The sequence below is a fragment of the Cedecea davisae genome (assembly GCF_044095835.1).
In the GTDB taxonomy this organism is placed as follows: Bacteria; Pseudomonadota; Gammaproteobacteria; order Enterobacterales; family Enterobacteriaceae; genus Cedecea; species Cedecea davisae.
Genome location: NZ_CP172054.1, coordinates 2,973,631 through 2,991,029 on the forward strand (window position 1 = coordinate 2,973,631; position 17,399 = coordinate 2,991,029).

Here is a 17,399-nt window from a genome sequence, read left to right on the forward strand (position 1 = left end):
GTTACCTGAATAAGGCCGTTACGATTCACATAATGCAATTTAAACTGCTTTTATTCCCAAACGGGCTAACCAACTCAGTTAATCAGGATTAATGATATGAAGAAACATGCTCTGGCTGCGGCCATCTCCACTCTGGTATTCAGCGGCGCAAGCTTTGCCGCCCCGTTAACGCTTGAAGTCTACAACCCGCAGGATAAGGGCGTGTTCCCTGTGACCTCCACCCTGATTTCCGGCCCAACCGAAGCAACGCTGGTTGACGCCCAGTTCAGCGTTAAGGACGGCGCAGAGCTGGTCAAAATTATCCAGCACAGCGGTAAAAAACTGACCCGTATCCTGATTACCGCCGGTGACCCGGACTTTTACTTTGGCCTGGAGCCGATTGTTAAGGCCTGGCCGGATGTAAAAATTGAAGCCACTCCGCTGGTCGTTGAACACATCAATAAAACCAAAGACGCAAAAATTAAATACTGGGGCCCGATCCTGAAAGACGGTGCGCCGCAGAAAGTCTTTGTGCCTCAGGTGACCCATGCCACCACGTTTACCGTCGACGGTGAAAAGGTAGAACTGCGCCAGCCTGCTTCCCACGCCGCTTATTTGTGGATCCCTGCGAATAAAACCATCCTCGGCGGCGTGGCCGTAGATTCCGGCATTCACGTCTGGACGGCAGACTCGCAGACTAAAGCAGCACGCCAGGAATGGCGCGACGTGCTGGACGAAATGGCTGCCCTGAAGCCTGAGCGCGTGATCCCGGGCCACTTTATCGGTGAAGTGAAGCCGGGCACGGCTCCGGTTGTTTTCACCGGGGATTATTTAGCGGACTTCGAACTGGCGTTGAAGAAAGGCAAAAGCGCACCGGTTATCGCGGAGATGAAGCAAAAATATCCTAAGCTCGCGGATGAAAGCTCTCTTGAGATGAGCGCGAAGGTGAATACCGGCGAAATGAAGTGGTAAACCTGAAATGACAAAAGGAGCGAAAGCTCCTTTTTCTATGGCTGATAAAAAAGGGAGCATTTGCTCCCTTCTTCGTTATTTAAAGTCGACTTTCATCAGCTCGGGGATCGAGTATTCGCGAGTGGTTTCCACGCAACGGCTGATATAGTCCACGAAGCGCGGCGGCGGAGACATGCCCAGGTCCAGCAGCTTCTCGTTGGAGAAACGCACGTTCAGCATTGAGAATTCACCGTACAGGCGCATTGCCCTCAGCATCAGGCGTTCGTTACACGGCCCGTAAATAGACTTGAAGCTTCTGCGGCTCTTCACCAGCTCGCTGTAATCTACCTGCTCGTAATTGGTGCAAATTGGCTGCTGGTTAAGCGCGCCGGACATCGCCATATCAATATCGGCAAAGCGGGTGCTGCTCACGTCGCCAGCGGAAATATGGTAGACCTTCTCTTTCAGCGAGTCGCTCTTCGCCAGCAACAGCAGCGCTTCAGCGCAGTAGTCCACCGGGATAACGTCGATGTTATCGTCGAGCGAGCACATAAATTTGCCGAGCATCAGCACCATGCGGAACACCCAGAAGATGCTGCTGGACGGGCGGCAGCCCTGCTCGCTGTGGCCAACAACGATGGACGGGCGAGCGATAACCAGCGGCAGGTTCGGGAACTGCTCGGCCATCATATGTTCAATGGTGGACTTGGACCAGGTGTACTGAACCAGATGCTCTTCTTCCGGCTTGCGGGTCATGCTTTCGGTCACCAGAGTCCCGGCTTCCGGCACGCAGGACATCGCGGTGCCAACGTGCAGGAAACGCTCCAGGCCTTCAACCTGTGACATTCTGCGGGCAAACTTCAGGGTGCCCTCAACGTTAACTTTCCAGATCAGCGCATTTTCGCCAAAGGAAGCCACCGCCGCGCAGTTTATAACGTGAGTAACCTGCGACAGTCTTTCGTCATCAAGGAAGTGTTCCGGCTCGGCCAGGTCGCCCAGCAGGATATTTTTTTCGGTGATCCGCGCCAGTTGCGCTTCGTCGCAGCCAAAGTTAACCAGGTTATTCCTGATTCTTGCCACGCCCTCCTGAGGCGAATTCGCTCGCACCAATAATAAAACAGAGCTAAAAGAGGATTCAGAAAGTGATCGAGCTAAAACCGCGCCGCCCAGGAAACCTGTAGCGCCGGTTATCAAAAGATGATTCATTATTATAACCTCAGGAGTGAAAACATGGGCATAGTAAGGCCGCTAAAATAAACGCTACCTCAATAAACCGGATTACCTTAGCGTATTGCCCGATGCTTTCGTGTAACGGTTTGTACATCCTTGTTTTACAAAGACTTTAAATAAAAACAAATAATTCCTGGCGAAATTATTTTAACTATTTATTAATGACAGGATTATTAAGAAAACCTTAATAACAGATAAACAAAAGCATTATTTTTGCAGATTGAGGAACTCTTTTTAATTTAAGTGAAATAAAAAGCCCACCGAAGTGGGCCGAGCTGGCGATAACCGCAGCAGATCAATCCCGGGTCTGCACCCAGAATGCATGGATAAGCCCCGGGATGTAACCCAGCAGCGTAAGAATGATGTTGAGGAGGAAAGCCCAGCCAAACCCCTTGCCGAGCAGCACGCCCAGCGGCGGCAGAATAATAGTGAAAACGATGCGCCAGAATCCCATATAAACTCCTGATAAATTCGCTTAGTCCATTCAAAAAAACAACTCAGAACTTAAAGCATAGACGAATCTGAAAATCTCTTCAGGCCGATTATTCTGGAAAATTTAGTTTCAAAATTCATTATTAGAAAATATCACTCTCCGGCTCTTGCCAACGCCCCCGACTCAGGATAATTTCGAGCCTTCGCTGACGCTGTGAACCCTCATTCCGTTAGCGAAATATGCCTATATTTCTCCTCCTCTGGGGGGACCGGAACCACTTTAAAAACGATCCGGTCGATCACCTATTATATTAATGATGATAGCCTTGTGGTGACCCGGCATAGCCGGGTTTTCTTCGTTTATACTCCGCTGAGTAACGCAATTAATGCCAGCGCAGCGGGTACTGCCTGAACATAAAGAATTTTTTTACTCGCGGTAAAGCCGCCAAATAACCCTGCTATTAATACGAATATTAAGAAGAATACTTTAAATTCATAGCCCGCGCTGCTCGCCAGCAGGCCATAAATTAACCCGGCAGCTAAAAAGCCGTTATACAGCCCCTGATTGGCCGCCAGCGTTTTGGACTGGGTGGCAAACTCCGCAGACAGGCCGAAAGCCTTGCGTCCGGTGGGTTTATCCCAAAGCAGCATTTCCAGGACCAGAATATAAACGTGAATCAATGCGACCAGAATAATAAGGATGCTGGCAATCATAGGCGGTTCCTGAAGGGGTTATGTTCTGAGTACAAGGGGCTTACAGTTCGTAGCCCAGCGCTTTAATAACATGCTCCATGGCTTCTTCCGTCAGCGCCGAGCGTTTGATTTTGTGGTTGGCCAGCATCGTTCTTACCACTCCGGCAATGACGATATGCTTTGGCTCCTGCCCGAGGTCGCGCATCTCCAGCACCACCTTTCCCACGACGCGGCACATTTCCTGATACAGCTCATCGTCTTTCGCTTTTTTATCCATCTTGCCTCCGGCTTATCTGTTTGATCTTACAGTAGCATTTAAGTTGCTTATTATTAAATGGAGAAAGATCAGAATACAGAGCTTAGCCGCTATTTTGTTCATGTGGCTCAGGGCCTAATTGATGATAAAGGCGTGCTCACGCAGCATCGCTTTTTCTGACTTGTATGGCGGGTTTACTGAACAAAGATGAGAGCCGGGCGGCTCTCATTATTAGCAAAGCGCGGCTATATTAATCCCACTTAAACGTAACTCCGGCACGGGCTGTACTACTGCTATCGCGATCGTATTTAGAATAAGGGTCGGTCAGTAGTTGACGTTCAGTTTTGTCCAGCCTGCTGAACATATCCGGCTTTTTGTTCGAATCATTGTTGACGCAAACATTGCCCCGGCAGCCTTCTTCTTCAGCTTCGGTCCAGACCAGTTCGGACGCCGGTTTATTTGCGGCATGGGCCGCCGTGGCGCACAGTAGAGTCGTGCAAAGAATGAGCATCTTACTCATGAAACCTCCATTTGATAATGATAACCACTATCAATTATAACATTTGGGTATGAAAAGAAAACCAAGATTTAAGCGTTGGTTTAACTGATGTTAAAAAACGGCCCGTGGGCCGTTTTCTTGAGTTGGAGTCTGGTTTTATCCCAGAATGAGCAGATCAACCGCCCTTTGTACCGCCTGGTCGTCCAGATTGTTTGCGTAAACCACCTGCACCATATCGGCTATAGATTCCCGCGATATTGCCTGCTCCCGGGCAAGCAGCTGCATCACAGCCGTACCTACCACCTGCAACATGTCGGGATGAAATTCCTCAGTCACGCTTTTATCCATACCCATAGCCACTCCCTTAAAATTCCCTGAATGCTAAAACTAACACAACAAGATCGGCGAAAAACCGGGATTCAATCCGGAAAATTCCTCCGCGCGCGGCGTGCCTCATTAACTCATTGAAACAACTCCGCAACATATAGCGAAATTTTTTATGTCTGAATTTTACAGCCATTGCGATGCCTGACTGACAATCACCTCGTCAACGCCGCGCAAAGCTTTTATCATTGGCGGAGGTACGGGTATTGAGAAGGAGCGAACATGTTGCAATTCGATGTTTTTGGCCGCCGGGTCGGCGTAAAGCGAGTCGGTGAGCAATGGCTGCTCTACCGCGTTGACCCCAACGAGGGTAAATCATCACGCATTTATGACGTCGCGATCCCGCCTTATTTAACGGTAGAGGAGTTATCCGGCTGGCTGGGCGATATTTACCACGAGGCAGCAAACGAACGGCATCCTGATGTTCGCTTAATTGATACGGACGAGTAGTGTTCCAGGGTGCTCATTTGCAAGCGGCTAAAACAATATAATATTATATCCCCGGCTGCCTGAATAATTAGCACTTATGCCCCGAAGTTAGCAAAGGAATGAAAATGAACTTTAAAATACACGACAAGCTTATTGAAGGGGCCGGGTCGGCACGCGGATTGCTCTATCGAATGATTATCGCATTCGTCTGTTTTACAATGACGATAATTTTTATTCTGGCGTTTACCATAGGTAACCCGTCCAAAGTTAACTTTTATTTCCTTATTAATACCTGCACCGTTTTAATTCTGACATGGATCATAAGAAAGTCATTTAACATTCAATCAAAAGAAAAGCACCTTGCGATTTTTAGGATCAGTTTGTTTCTTTTGTTAAATTCAAGTCTTGTGTCCCTTGCCGGTGGACTGGGAGTGATAGACCGTGATTCAGCATCGCTGGTTGCAGCGCTTCTGTATGCCCCGGCTATATTTCTTATCACGCTGTCCTTCAATAACTTCGTCAAATACATAAATCGGAATTACAAAGCCGCAGTCAAATTATCATTAACTGATGAGTTAACGGGGCTGCCAAACAGAAGGCACCTTAATATAAAGTTAAGAGAATTAGAGCCGAAAAGTGGCACCCTTTGCATTATCGACATCGATCATTTCAAGAACATAAACGATACTTACGGCCATGATTTTGGTGATAAAGTTCTTAAAGATACGGGATTGCAATTAGGGGCATTTATTTCCGAAGACGTTTTCATCGCCCGTTCCGGAGGAGAGGAGTTCGCGGTTATCATCTTTAACAACACAGACGCGGAAGAGTTTATCAATAAAATAAAATCATCAATATCCTGCAAAGATGCTAGCGGAGAAGCCATTACCCTGAGCATTGGCGTTGCTGTGAAAAAGAACCATCATTCCTCCTCACACATTCTTACCGCCGCCGATGAAGCGCTTTATCAAGCCAAAAGGAACGGGAGAGACTGTATTATTTATGCCCTTCCGCGCTGACAGACCGAGTTATTTATATTAAGTCTGCCGACCTTTGCAAAGCCCTGCCCCTCATATAGCAAATTGAAATGCCCCCCCAGGTATTCGGATCTGGTTCATCGCTATTATCGGCAAACAGCGGCGCGGCATCTTTGTCTTCAAATGAGCGAATGATGAGCCGCGTTGTGGGGGTGACTAACATGAAAGCCTCGTTTCGTCGGATAATTTTCGCAAGCTCATCATAGTATTCTTGAATATAGGTAAATTCTATTCCGAAGGCTTTATCGCTTTACTCATGTTTATGCCCGTGACGCCAAAACCCGTCGTTTCGTAAACATGCCGGGCACGGACGTTATCTGCGGCAACACGGAGTTTTATCTGCTCAAACCCCTGTTCCTGCAAATCCAGCTCAAAAGCGCGGAGAGCCTTTTTAGCCAGGCCTTGCCCCTGGTAAGCATTGAAGATGTAAAAATCGTAGATAAATACGCTACGTTGAACAAAGTCGGGTTTGTACCAAAGGTAGCCGACATGCCTGCCAGCGCTGTCTACCGGGTCAATTAAACACAGGAGAACTTGCCCGGGAGTATTGACGCCATTGGGGAGCTGCATGGCTATTTCCTGTTCCGCTTTTGCAGTAGGATCCTGGCCGGAAAGCGGATAGTTTGAGGCAATTTCCTGTGCATAATCCGGAATGAAATACGCTAAATAAGCAGGATATTCATCCTCACGCATTGGGCGGAGCAGTATCATTTATTTATCCTTATCTTCTGCTGGAGCACATCCTGCTCCCTCAACTTTACACTTTATCTTTCGCATACATTTTTCCTTAGCGCCATTGCAATTATCACTTCCAGGGTATTCAGCAGTCCATTATGTTTGTATTTTCATGTGAATGATAAGTTAGGTCCCCACCCTTATAAGCAGGAGTGAACGTGAGTATTTCAAAGAAGCTCGAATGGCGTAAGCATCACTATCTGGTAAGTACAGACAGGGAAAAGCTGGACTTGCAGGCTATCCATCGCTACCTGACCAGATCCACTTGGGCGAAAGGTATTGACCTGGCGACTGTCGGCGCATCAATTGAAAACAGCCTGAACTTCGGTGTTTATCATAATGAAACACAGATAGGCTTCGCTCGTCTCATAACGGATTATGCTACGTTCGCTTACCTTTGCGACGTTTATGTTCTCGAAGAATACCAGGGTGAAGGGCTTGGAAGATGGGTTATGGAATGCATACATAATCATCCTGTTTTTGAGCAACTTCGCAGAATTTTGTTATTCACAACCACAGCTCCCTGGCTTTATGAAAAGTTTGGCTACGAGCCGGTCAACCGGGAAAACTATGCATGGGCCATCACCAGACCTGATATTTATACCAATAAAAAAAAATCAGGCTAATCTACGCCTGTATTCAAAGCAGGGTGTATGGAGGATCCAGTCCGGGCAGAAATGGGGCTTTTTACGCAGGGATTTTGATAACCGTTCGAAAGCTAATAATAAAAACGGGAACCATCAGGCTCCCGTTGTCACATCATCAGCAGAGCTGATTACATGTGTTTAATGATTGCGTCGCCAAACTCTGAACATTTCAGCAGTTTAGCGCCATCCATCAGGCGCTCGAAGTCGTAAGTTACGGTCTTCGCGTCGATAGCGCCTTCCATACCTTTAACGATCAGGTCAGCGGCTTCGAACCATTCCATATGACGCAGCATCATTTCTGCGGACAGGATGATGGAGCCCGGGTTTACTTTGTCCTGGCCTGCGTACTTAGGCGCGGTGCCGTGGGTCGCTTCGAACAGCGCGCATTCGTCACCGATGTTTGCGCCCGGTGCGATACCGATGCCGCCAACCTGCGCCGCCAGGGCGTCAGAGATGTAGTCCCCGTTCAGGTTCATACAGGCGATAACGTCGTATTCAGCAGGACGCAGCAGGATCTGTTGCAGGAACGCATCGGCGATCACGTCTTTAACCACGATCTCTTTGCCGGTTTTCGGGTTCTTGATTTTCACCCAAGGGCCGCCGTCGATAAGCTCGCCGCCGAACTCTTCGCGAGCCAGCTGGTAGCCCCAGTCTTTGAACGCGCCTTCGGTGAACTTCATGATGTTGCCTTTGTGCACCAGGGTCACGGAATCACGGTCGTTGGTGATTGCGTATTCGATGGCCGCACGCACCAGGCGTTTGGTGCCTTCTTCGGAGCAAGGCTTAATGCCGATACCGCAGTGCTCAGGGAAACGAATTTTCGTTACGCCCATTTCGTCACGCAGGAACTTGATAACTTTATCCGCTTCGGCGCTGTCTGCTTTCCACTCGATACCCGCATAGATATCTTCGGAGTTCTCACGGAAGATAACCATGTCGGTCAGCTCTGGCTGTTTAACCGGGCTTGGGGTGCCCGCGTAGTAACGCACCGGGCGCAGACACACGTACAGGTCAAGCTGCTGACGCAGCGCAACGTTCAGGGAACGAATACCGCCGCCGACCGGGGTGGTCAGTGGGCCTTTGATAGCAACGCGGTAGTCACGAATCAGGTCAAGAGTTTCTTCTGGCAGCCAGACGTCCTGGCCATAAACCTGGGTAGATTTTTCACCGGTGTAGATTTCCATCCAGGAAATTTTCCGCTCGCCCTTATAGGCTTTCTCCACGGCGGCATCCACCACTTTAATCATGGCTGGCGTTACGTCCACACCAATCCCGTCCCCTTCAATGAAAGGAATAACCGGGTTATGAGGAACGTTGAGTTTGCCATTTTGCAGGGTGATCTTTTTACCTTCCGCCGGAACGACTACTTTGCTTTCCATTCACCTCTCCTTCGAGCGCTTCTGGTTTTTGTTAATGATTTGTAATTTGCGGGCTCATACTACTGCAATATCAGGCTCGCGCCAATCACTCATGATTTCCGTTATAATGCGTTAATCCACCCGCCCTGAAAATACTATGAACAAAACTTCTTTTAAGAATCACCAAGTTAAACGATTCAGCAACCAGCAGACCGCGAAGCGCAAGAAGCCCGACGGGCCAAAGAGGCTGGTTATCTTTAATAAACCTTACGATGTGCTGCCGCAGTTCACCGACGAAGCGGGGCGCAGTACGCTGAAGGATTACATCCCGCTGGCGGGGATTTATGCCGCAGGCCGCCTGGACCGCGACAGCGAAGGGCTGCTGGTGCTGACCAACGACGGCGCGCTACAGGCCAGGCTGACCCAGCCGGGCAAAAAGACCGGCAAAATTTACTATGTGCAGGTGGAAGGCGAGCCGACGCAAGAAGCCCTTGCCGCACTGCGTAACGGCGTTGAGCTGAACGATGGCCCCACCCTGCCCGCAGGTGCAGAGCGGGTGGGCGAGCCGGAATGGCTCTGGCCGCGCAACCCGCCAATCCGCGAGCGTAAATCTATTCCCACCAGTTGGCTGAAAATCACGCTTTATGAAGGCCGTAACCGCCAGGTCCGCCGCATGACGGCGCACGTTGGCTACCCTACTTTGCGCCTGATTCGCTATGCAATGGGGGATTTAACCCTCGACGGCCTCGAGCCGGGCGGCTGGCGCGAACTCCCACTCACCTCAGCATAAGGAAAGCCCATGTTTAAACCGCACGTCACCGTTGCCTGCGTAGTCCAGGCCGAAGGTAAGTTTTTGGTTGTTGAGGAGACAATTAACGGCAAGGCGCTGTGGAACCAGCCTGCCGGGCACCTGGAAGAGGATGAAACGCTGCTCCAGGCCGCTAAACGCGAGCTGTGGGAAGAAACCGGCATTACCGCCGAGCCGCAAAGCTTTATCCGTATGCACCAGTGGATAGCCCCGGACCAGACGCCGTTTTTGCGTTTTCTGTTCGCGATCGATCTCGAAAAACAGCTGCCGACCACGCCGCATGACAGCGACATTGATTGCTGCCACTGGCTGGACGCGGAGCAAATTCTTACCGCCGCTAACCTACGCTCGCCGCTGGTGGCAGAAAGCATCCGCTGTTACCAGCAGAAGGAGCGTTATCCCCTCTCGATGTTAGGCGCTTTTAACTGGCCGTTTTCCGGGGGTGCCAAGTAAAAGGCTGCGTGATAGAATACGCTGCTTTGAAGTTCAATGTCGTGAGTATCTCCATGTCTGATAACAGCCAGAAAAAAGTAATCGTCGGGATGTCCGGCGGTGTCGACTCCTCCGTTTCCGCCTGGTTGCTGCAACAGCAAGGTTATAAGGTGGAAGGCCTGTTCATGAAGAACTGGGAAGAAGACGATGGCGAGGAATACTGCACCGCGGCGGAAGATTTAGCTGACGCCCAGGCGGTCTGCGACAAGCTCGGCATTGAACTGCACACCGTTAACTTTGCCGCAGAATACTGGGACAACGTGTTCGAATTGTTCCTGGAAGAGTACAAAGCCGGACGCACGCCAAACCCGGATATTCTGTGCAACAAAGAAATCAAATTTAAAGCCTTCCTTGAGTTCGCCGCAGAAGATTTAGGTGCCGACTACATCGCCACCGGCCACTATGTGCGCCGCGCTGACGTGAACGGTAAAAGCCAGCTGCTGCGCGGCCTGGACGGCAACAAAGACCAGAGCTACTTCCTGTACACCCTGAGCCACGAACAGATTGCCCAAAGCCTGTTCCCGGTTGGCGAGCTGGAAAAACCGGAAGTGCGCCGCATCGCCGAAGAGCTGGATCTTATAACCGCGAAGAAAAAAGACTCCACCGGCATTTGTTTTATCGGCGAGCGCAAATTCCGCGACTTCCTTGGCCGCTACCTGCCGGCCCAGCCGGGCAAAATCATCACCGTTGACGGGGATGAAGTAGGCCAGCACCAGGGGCTGATGTATCACACGCTCGGCCAGCGTAAAGGCCTCGGCATCGGCGGAACCAAAGAAGGGTCTGAAGATCCGTGGTACGTGGTCGATAAAGACGTCGAAAAAAATATTCTGGTGGTTGCCCAGGGTGGCGAGCACCCTCGCCTGATGTCGGTTGGGCTGATTGCCCAGCAGCTGCATTGGGTAGACAGAGAGCCGCTGACCGCGCCGCTGAGCTGCACGGTGAAAACGCGCTACCGCCAGGCAGATATTCCCTGCACCATTACGCCGCTGGACGCTGAACGTATTGAAGTGCGTTTTGAAGAGCCGGTTGCAGCCGTTACGCCAGGCCAGTCCGCGGTGTTCTACCTCGGCGAAGTGTGCCTCGGCGGCGGCATTATTGAGCAGCGCCTGCCGCTCGTTAATTAATTACACACAAGGACGCAGCCCGGTGGCTAAAAACTACTACGACATTACTCTCGCGCTGGCGGGCATTTGCCAGTCGGCTCGTCTGGTGCAGGAGTTAGCGCATCAGGGCCATTGCGACAGCGACGCGCTGCGCGTCTCGCTCAACAGCGTGATTGACCTGAACCCGGGCTCGACTTTAGCGGTTTTTGGCGGGAGCGAAGCTAACCTCAAGCCGGGCCTGGAAACACTGCTCGGCGTGCTGAACGCCAGTAGCCGCCAGGGGCTGAACGCCGAGCTGACCCGCTATACTCTCAGCCTGATGGTGCTGGAGCGTAAACTCCACGCCAGCAAAGGCGCGATGGACACGCTGGGCAGCAAAATTAACGGCCTGCAACGCCAGCTTGAACATTTTGATCTTGAGTCAGACACGCTGCTGAGCGCGATGGCCGGGATTTATGTTGATGTCATTAGCCCGCTTGGCCCGCGTATTCAGGTCACCGGCTCCCCTGCCGTGCTGCAAAGCCCGCAGGTGCAAAGCAAAGTGCGCGCCACGCTGCTGGCCGGTATTCGTGCCGCCGTGCTGTGGCACCAGGTCGGCGGTGGCCGCCTGCAATTAATGTTTTCCCGTAGTCGCCTGACCACTCAGGCCAAACAAATTCTTGCTCATTGTTAACCTCTCAGGAGTTGTTATGGAATTATCCTCACTGACCGCCGTTTCCCCCGTTGACGGGCGCTACGGCGACAAAGTCAGCGCTCTGCGCGCTATTTTCAGCGAATTTGGTCTGCTGAAATTCCGCGTACAGGTCGAAGTACGTTGGCTGCAAAAGCTGGCCGCGCACGCAGCGATCAAGGAAGTTCCTGCTTTTGATGCGGACGCAAACGGTTACCTTGATAAAATCGTCGCTGAGTTCAGCGAAGCCGATGCGGCACGCATTAAAACCATCGAGCGCACCACCAACCACGACGTAAAAGCGGTTGAATACTTCCTCAAAGAGAAAGTGGAAGCGATCCCTGCCCTGCACGCGGTGTCCGAATTTATTCACTTCGCCTGTACTTCCGAAGACATTAACAACCTGTCTCACGCCCTGATGCTGGAGACGGCTCGCAAAGAAGTGGTGCTGCCGTACTGGCGCAAAATTATTGATGCGGTGAAAGACCTGGCGGTGCAGTACCGCGACATCCCGCTGCTGTCCCGTACTCACGGCCAGCCTGCTACTCCGTCCACCCTCGGTAAAGAGATGGCTAACGTCGCTTACCGTATGGATCGCCAGTTCCGCCAGCTGGAAAAAGTCGAGATCCTCGGCAAAATCAACGGCGCGGTCGGGAACTATAACGCCCACATCGCCGCTTACCCGGAAGTGGACTGGCACCAGTTCAGCGAAGAGTTCGTGACTTCTCTGGGCATTCAGTGGAACCCGTACACCACTCAGATCGAGCCGCACGACTACATCGCCGAGCTGTTCGACTGCATCGCCCGGTTCAACACCATCCTGCTGGACTTTGACCGCGACGTGTGGGGCTACATCGCCCTGAACCACTTCAAGCAGAAGACTATTGCGGGTGAAATCGGCTCGTCCACCATGCCGCACAAAGTGAACCCGATTGACTTCGAAAACTCCGAAGGCAACCTCGGCCTGTCTAACGCCCTGCTGCAACACCTGGCAAGCAAACTGCCGGTTTCCCGCTGGCAGCGCGACCTGACCGACTCCACCGTGCTGCGTAACCTCGGCGTGGGCATCGGCTATGCGCTGATCGCTTACCAGTCCACCCTGAAGGGCGTGAGCAAGCTGGAAGTGAACCGCGACCGCCTGCTGGACGAGCTGGATCACAACTGGGAAGTGCTGGCTGAGCCAATCCAGACCGTGATGCGCCGCTACGGCATTGAAAAACCGTACGAGAAGCTGAAAGAGCTGACCCGCGGCAAGCGCGTTGACGCCGAAGGCATGAAGCAGTTCATCGACGGCCTTGAGCTGCCGGAAGAAGAAAAAACTCGCCTGAAGGCGATGACCCCGGCAAATTACATTGGCCGCGCAACCACTATGGTTGACGAACTGAAGTAATCCCCGTGACGCCGTCGCCCGGCGGCGTCTATTTCCTGCTGTTTATCCGTCGTTTACTCCTCCTCTTTGATAATTCGCGTTAAACTAACATGGCAAATTAACGGATTGAGGGAAAAGCGATGCGCGTTCTGGTTGTGGAAGATAATGCCCTGTTGCGTCACCACCTGAAGGTGCAGCTGCGTGAAGCTGGCCACCAGGTTGATGCTGCGGAAGATGCAAAAGAGGCCGACTATTTCCTTAATGAACACACGCCGGATATTGCGATTGTTGACTTAGGCCTGCCGGACGAAGACGGCATGAGCCTGATCCGCCGCTGGCGCAGCCACGATGTCACCATTCCGATTCTGGTGCTGACCGCCCGTGAAGGCTGGCAGGACAAAGTAGAAGTACTCGGCGCGGGTGCCGACGACTACGTGACCAAACCGTTCCACCTGGAAGAAGTAGTGGCGCGCATGCAGGCTTTAATGCGCCGTAACAGCGGCCTGGCCTCGCAGGTTATTTCCCTGCCGCCGTTCCAGGTTGACCTGTCCCGCCGTGAGCTGTCGATCAATGACAATCTGATCAAGCTGACGGCATTTGAATACACCATTATGGAAACCATTATCCGCAACGCCGGAAAAGTGGTAAGCAAGGATTCGCTTATGCTGCAACTGTACCCGGACGCTGAACTGCGCGAGAGCCACACCATTGACGTGCTGATGGGCCGCCTGCGTAAAAAAATTCAGGCAGAGTATCCGCAAGAGGTGATTACCACCGTGCGCGGCCAGGGCTACCGGTTCGACTTACACTAAATGCCAAATATTTTTCGCCATATTCTGCCGCTCTCGCTGCGGGTTCGCTTCTTGCTGGCTACCGCAGCGGTCGTGATGGTGCTGTCTCTTGCCTACGGCGTGGTTGCGCTGGTTGGCTACAGCGTCAGCTTCGATAAAACCACCTTCAGGCTGCTGCGCGGTGAAAGCAACCTGTTCTACACCCTCGCCAGCTGGAAGGACGGCAAACTACAGGTTGACCTGCCCGAGAACGTAAGCGTGCAAAGCCCGACCATGGCGCTGATTTACGACGAGCACGGCAAGCTGCTGTGGATGCAGCGCAACGTGCCGGACGTAGTACAGCAGATCCAGAAAGAGTGGCTGAGCGGGAACGGCTTCCACGAACTGGAAGCGGACTTCGCCACCAGTAGCGCCCTGCTGGATAACGACAAAGACCGCCTCGCCCAGCTAAAAGACATGCACGACGACGAAAGCGACGACGGCTACGAAATGACCCACTCGGTGGCGGTTAACCTCTACCCTGCCACCGCGCACATGCCTGCCCTGACCGTGGTGGTTGTGGATACCATTCCTATCGAGCTTAAACGCTCCTATATGGTCTGGAGCTGGTTTATTTACGTCCTGCTTGCCAACCTGTTACTGGTGGTGCCGCTGCTGTGGCTTGCCGCCTGGTGGAGCCTGCGCCCTATTCAGGAGCTGGCCCAGGAAGTGCGCGAGCTGGAAAAACACGACCGCGACAGCCTGAACCCGGAAACCACCCGCGAGCTGACTAGCCTGGTGCGTAACCTTAACCAGCTGCTGCGCACCGAGCGCGACAGGCACGACAAATACCGCACCACGCTGACTGATTTAACCCACAGCCTGAAAACGCCGCTGGCGGTGTTGCAGTCCACCCTGCGTTCGCTGCGCACCGACAAGATGGACGTTGAGGAAGCCGAACCGGTGATGCTGGAGCAGATCAGCCGTATTTCTCAGCAAATCGGCTATTACCTGCACCGCGCCAGCATGCGCGGCAACAGCACATTGCTTAGCCGCGAACTGCACTCGGTTGCCCCCCTGCTGGACAAACTCTGCTCGGCGCTGAACAAGGTTTACCAGCGCAAAGGGGTAAACATCACCCTGGATGTGTCGCCGGAAATTACCTTCGTCGGCGAGAAAAATGACTTTATGGAAGTCATGGGCAACGTGCTGGATAACGCCTGTAAATACTGCCTTGAGTTTGTTGAAATCACCGCCCGCCAGACCGAAGACTCGCTGCACCTGATAGTGGAAGACGACGGCCCCGGCATCCCGGAGAGCAAGCGAGCCATGGTGTTTGACCGCGGCCAGCGGGCCGACACGCTGCGCCCCGGCCAGGGCGTGGGGCTTTCTGTCGCCAGAGAAATCGTGGAGCAGTACAGCGGCGAGATCCAGACCAGCTCCAGCCCGCTCGGCGGCGCAAGAATGGAAGTTATTTTCGCCCGCCAGCAGCCTGAACAGGATGAGGATTGAAATAGTCCCGTAAGCCGGGCCGCCATCCGTTATAATCCGTGTCAGGCTCCTCCACCTGCAGGAAGACAACAATATGGATTACCAACTGGACTTAAACTGGCCCGACTTTATCCAACGCTACTGGCAAAAACGCCCGGTGGTGTTGAAACGTGGCTTTAAAAACTTCATCGACCCTATCTCACCGGACGAACTCGCGGGCCTGGCCATGGAAAACGAGGTGGACAGCCGCCTTGTGAGCCACCAGGGCGGGAAATGGCAGGTCAGCCACGGGCCGTTCCAGAGCTACGATCACCTGGGCGAGAACAACTGGTCGCTGCTGGTGCAGGCGGTGAACAACTGGCACGAACCTTCCAGCGCCCTGATGCGCCCCTTCCGCGCCCTGCCCGACTGGCGCATTGACGACCTGATGATCTCTTTCTCTGTTCCCGGCGGCGGCGTTGGCCCGCACCTGGATCAGTACGACGTGTTTATCATTCAGGGAACTGGCCGCCGCCGCTGGCGCGTGGGCGAAAAAGTCGCCATGAAGCAGCACTGCCCGCACCCGGATCTGCTCCAGGTTGAGCCGTTCGACGCCATCATCGACGAAGAGATGGAGCCTGGCGACATTCTGTATATTCCACCGGGTTTCCCGCACGAGGGGTACTCCCTGGAGAATGCCCTGAACTATTCGGTTGGCTTCCGCGCCCCCAGCGGCAGAGAGCTTATCAGCGGTTTTGCCGACTACGTGTTGCAGCGTGAGCTGGGCAGCCTGCGCTATACCGACCCGGATGTTCCTGAGCGCCAGCATCCGGCGGATGTTCTGCCCCAGGAGCTGGATAAGCTGCGCGGCATGATGCTGGACATGGTTAACCAGCCGGAAACCTTCAACAGCTGGTTCGGGGAGTTTATTACCCAGTCCCGCCATGAGCTGGATGTGGCCCCGCCGGAGCCGCCTTACCAGCCGGATGAGATTTACGACGCACTCCAGCAGGGGGATTCCCTGGTTCGCCTTGGCGGCCTGCGCGTGCTGCGCATTGCCGGTGAGGTTTACGTTAACGGCGAGAAGCTGGACAGCCCGCACCGCCCGGCGGTAGAAGCCCTGGCAAGCCACATTAAGCTGGATGCGGAGAAATTTGGCGACGCGCTGGAAGATCCTTCCTTCCTGGCGACGCTGGCCGCTCTGGTGAACAGCGGCTACTGGTTCTTCGAAGACTAACGCCCTGCTCTCCCGCCTTCTCACCAAAGCCGCTTGCCGGCTGAGAAGGCGGGACGCTTCTGCTTAATGAAGACCCGGCAACACGTCACCGTCTATCATTGCCAGCCCTTTCTTCGTGCGCACGAACCGCGGCGCTTTTAAATCCTCTTCCAGCATGCCGAACACTTCATATAACAGGTCCGTTATTTGCACCTGCTGCTCCGCTGAAAGCTCCTGGTTCAGCAGCACCAGGGTTAAGGCGGAACAATATTCGCAGAGGGTTTCTGACTCTGTTTCCAGCGGGGTGCGGAGCTTATCTAGCTGCCCTTCTTCTACCGTTAACTGCTCAATAAGGTATTGCGGCAGCGGGTTATCTAACACCGCTCTCAGCACATTAAACCCCGCCAGCAGACGCCCGCACAGCGCGATATATTCAACGTGGTTATCTGTTTCGATTAATTCACCGGCCCAGCAGCGGCAAACATTCAGCACATGAAATAAATCGTCCGTTGCGCCCAGCGGCATTTTTAATAAAGCTGTAATATCTCCGGCCATAAGCTTTTGATCATCTTTGATTTCCGGGTGGATAAATGTGTTACTATCGGCACCAGCCATAGTGTGACTCCTTTGAAGTTACATTGTGGTTAGCCCTCGTTTGGTGTTGGCGCACCATTCGGGGGCGACTCTATATTCACTACCTTAAATTGCCCTATCACCCTCTTACTTATCACTGGATAAGTCAACAGTATGGGATTGCTAAATTATTGGAAACCTTGAAAATTCGATGAAGATCCCGAAAACGTGATAACTGGAAACCTCGTTGCATTTCCTTATCCCTTTTTCGGTTTATTTGATAATTGCGAGCTTGATT

General features: G+C 52.7%; 21 protein-coding genes. 12 read left to right on the top strand and 9 right to left on the bottom strand.

The window, feature by feature from the left end:
- Positions 1-96 precede the first annotated feature (96 nt).
- Entirely contained in the window at positions 97-951 is an 855-nt protein-coding gene (locus tag ACG1VR_RS14245) for a Vmh family MBL fold metallo-hydrolase (RefSeq protein WP_016535930.1), read from the top strand.
- Between the two features lie 75 nt (positions 952-1,026).
- Here the strand turns inward: ACG1VR_RS14245 and ACG1VR_RS14250 are convergent, their stop codons facing one another.
- The 6 genes from ACG1VR_RS14250 to ACG1VR_RS14275 all read right to left on the bottom strand — a co-directional run bounded on the left by ACG1VR_RS14250 (position 1,027) and on the right by ACG1VR_RS14275 (position 4,376).
- Positions 1,027-2,136: an SDR family oxidoreductase gene (locus tag ACG1VR_RS14250; RefSeq protein ID WP_016535929.1), complete on the bottom strand. Its 1,110-nt coding sequence runs from the start codon at positions 2,134-2,136 to the stop codon at positions 1,027-1,029.
- 319 nt (positions 2,137-2,455) lie between these two features.
- Entirely contained in the window at positions 2,456-2,614 is a 159-nt protein-coding gene (locus tag ACG1VR_RS14255) for a YqaE/Pmp3 family membrane protein (protein ID WP_016535928.1), read from the bottom strand.
- Between the two features lie 338 nt (positions 2,615-2,952).
- Entirely contained in the window at positions 2,953-3,306 is a 354-nt protein-coding gene (locus tag ACG1VR_RS14260; RefSeq protein ID WP_395489131.1) for a DUF1304 domain-containing protein, read from the bottom strand.
- A gap of 40 nt (positions 3,307-3,346) precedes the next feature.
- Positions 3,347-3,562, bottom strand: a complete 216-nt coding sequence (gene fumD, locus ACG1VR_RS14265; protein ID WP_016535926.1) for a fumarate hydratase FumD — start codon at positions 3,560-3,562, stop codon at positions 3,347-3,349.
- 229 nt (positions 3,563-3,791) lie between these two features.
- The gene (locus ACG1VR_RS14270; protein ID WP_172570256.1) at positions 3,792-4,061 is read right to left on the bottom strand and encodes a hypothetical protein; all 270 of its coding nucleotides are present in this window, start codon (positions 4,059-4,061) and stop codon (positions 3,792-3,794) included.
- 135 nt (positions 4,062-4,196) lie between these two features.
- Positions 4,197-4,376 (bottom strand): hypothetical protein, encoded by a 180-nt coding sequence (locus tag ACG1VR_RS14275; protein WP_395489132.1) that lies wholly within the window; start codon positions 4,374-4,376, stop codon positions 4,197-4,199.
- A 270-nt stretch (positions 4,377-4,646) separates the two neighbouring features.
- Here ACG1VR_RS14275 and ACG1VR_RS14280 point away from each other — a divergent pair, with 270 nt between their 5' ends.
- Together ACG1VR_RS14280 and ACG1VR_RS14285 are read left to right on the top strand one after the other, a co-directional pair.
- Positions 4,647-4,874: a hypothetical protein gene (locus tag ACG1VR_RS14280; RefSeq protein ID WP_016535923.1), complete on the top strand. Its 228-nt coding sequence runs from the start codon at positions 4,647-4,649 to the stop codon at positions 4,872-4,874.
- A 104-nt stretch (positions 4,875-4,978) separates the two neighbouring features.
- Positions 4,979-5,872 (top strand): GGDEF domain-containing protein, encoded by an 894-nt coding sequence (locus ACG1VR_RS14285; protein WP_395489133.1) that lies wholly within the window; start codon positions 4,979-4,981, stop codon positions 5,870-5,872.
- 246 nt (positions 5,873-6,118) lie between these two features.
- On the opposite strand, the gene ACG1VR_RS14290 is transcribed toward ACG1VR_RS14285, so the two are convergent.
- Positions 6,119-6,601, bottom strand: a complete 483-nt coding sequence (locus ACG1VR_RS14290) for a GNAT family N-acetyltransferase (protein WP_395489134.1) — start codon at positions 6,599-6,601, stop codon at positions 6,119-6,121.
- Positions 6,602-6,783: 182 nt separating this feature from the next.
- Here ACG1VR_RS14290 and ACG1VR_RS14295 point away from each other — a divergent pair, with 182 nt between their 5' ends.
- Positions 6,784-7,251 carry a GNAT family N-acetyltransferase gene (locus tag ACG1VR_RS14295; RefSeq protein ID WP_395489135.1) on the top strand — a complete coding sequence of 156 codons (468 nt, stop codon included), beginning with the start codon at positions 6,784-6,786 and terminating at the stop codon, positions 7,249-7,251.
- 149 nt (positions 7,252-7,400) lie between these two features.
- Here ACG1VR_RS14295 and icd read toward each other — a convergent pair whose 3' ends face one another.
- Positions 7,401-8,651, bottom strand: coding sequence for an NADP-dependent isocitrate dehydrogenase (gene icd, locus ACG1VR_RS14300; protein WP_016535918.1), 1,251 nt, complete (start codon positions 8,649-8,651; stop codon positions 7,401-7,403).
- A gap of 136 nt (positions 8,652-8,787) precedes the next feature.
- On the opposite strand from icd, the gene rluE reads away from it, so the two are divergent.
- From rluE to ACG1VR_RS14340, 8 genes are all read left to right on the top strand, one after another.
- Positions 8,788-9,420, top strand: coding sequence for a 23S rRNA pseudouridine(2457) synthase RluE (gene rluE / locus ACG1VR_RS14305; protein WP_395489136.1), 633 nt, complete (start codon positions 8,788-8,790; stop codon positions 9,418-9,420).
- A 9-nt stretch (positions 9,421-9,429) separates the two neighbouring features.
- The gene (locus ACG1VR_RS14310) at positions 9,430-9,891 is read left to right on the top strand and encodes an NUDIX hydrolase (protein WP_395489137.1); all 462 of its coding nucleotides are present in this window, start codon (positions 9,430-9,432) and stop codon (positions 9,889-9,891) included.
- Positions 9,892-9,944: 53 nt separating this feature from the next.
- A complete protein-coding gene (gene mnmA / locus ACG1VR_RS14315; protein ID WP_039898094.1) occupies positions 9,945-11,054 on the top strand; it encodes a tRNA 2-thiouridine(34) synthase MnmA in 1,110 nt (369 codons plus the stop codon).
- 22 nt (positions 11,055-11,076) lie between these two features.
- Positions 11,077-11,706 (top strand): high frequency lysogenization protein HflD, encoded by a 630-nt coding sequence (hflD, locus tag ACG1VR_RS14320; RefSeq protein WP_016535914.1) that lies wholly within the window; start codon positions 11,077-11,079, stop codon positions 11,704-11,706.
- 16 nt (positions 11,707-11,722) lie between these two features.
- A complete protein-coding gene (gene purB, locus ACG1VR_RS14325; RefSeq protein ID WP_227317690.1) occupies positions 11,723-13,093 on the top strand; it encodes an adenylosuccinate lyase in 1,371 nt (456 codons plus the stop codon).
- A gap of 119 nt (positions 13,094-13,212) precedes the next feature.
- The gene (gene phoP / locus ACG1VR_RS14330) at positions 13,213-13,884 is read left to right on the top strand and encodes a two-component system response regulator PhoP (protein ID WP_016535912.1); all 672 of its coding nucleotides are present in this window, start codon (positions 13,213-13,215) and stop codon (positions 13,882-13,884) included.
- Entirely contained in the window at positions 13,885-15,354 is a 1,470-nt protein-coding gene (phoQ, locus tag ACG1VR_RS14335) for a two-component system sensor histidine kinase PhoQ (protein WP_016535911.1), read from the top strand.
- 73 nt (positions 15,355-15,427) lie between these two features.
- Positions 15,428-16,549, top strand: a complete 1,122-nt coding sequence (locus ACG1VR_RS14340) for a cupin domain-containing protein (RefSeq protein WP_016535910.1) — start codon at positions 15,428-15,430, stop codon at positions 16,547-16,549.
- A 63-nt stretch (positions 16,550-16,612) separates the two neighbouring features.
- Here ACG1VR_RS14340 and ACG1VR_RS14345 read toward each other — a convergent pair whose 3' ends face one another.
- Positions 16,613-17,143 (bottom strand): hypothetical protein, encoded by a 531-nt coding sequence (locus tag ACG1VR_RS14345; protein ID WP_395489138.1) that lies wholly within the window; start codon positions 17,141-17,143, stop codon positions 16,613-16,615.
- Between the last annotated feature and the right edge of the window lie 256 nt (positions 17,144-17,399).